1 protein-coding gene is annotated in these 445 nt (G+C 70.1%); it reads left to right on the plus strand.

All coding sequences use genetic code 11. The features are described 5' to 3' along the window. A partial coding sequence (locus tag AC066S_RS39435; RefSeq protein ID WP_478272003.1) for a peroxidase family protein occupies positions 1 to 445 on the plus strand: 445 nt, incomplete at both ends.

A 445-nucleotide genomic window follows, 5' to 3' on the forward strand; every position in this document is an offset into this window, starting at 1 on the left:
GCAGCGCTTCGCGCCCCTCAACAGCTGGCCCGACAACGTCAACATCGACAAATCCCGCCGCCTGCTCTGGCCCATCAAGCAGAAGTACGGCCAGAAGATCTCCTGGGCCGACCTGCTGGTGCTGACCGGCAACGTGGCGCTCGAAACCATGGGCTTCCGCACGTTCGGCTTCGCCGGCGGCCGTGAAGACACCTGGGAACCCGACCAGGACGTGTACTGGGGCCGCGAGAAGACCTGGCTCGGCGGCGACGCGCGCTACGGCAAGGGCACGCCCGGCGACGGCACGCTGGTGGCCGACCCCGCCATGCACGGCCACGAGCAGGACCGCACCGACAGCCAGGGCCGCCACCTCGAGAACCCGCTCGCCGCGGTGCAGATGGGCCTCATCTACGTGAACCCGGAAGGCCCCGAAGGCAACCCCGACCCGGTCGCCGCCGCGCACGAC

The organism is Bradyrhizobium sp. CFUWI, from assembly GCF_056429085.1.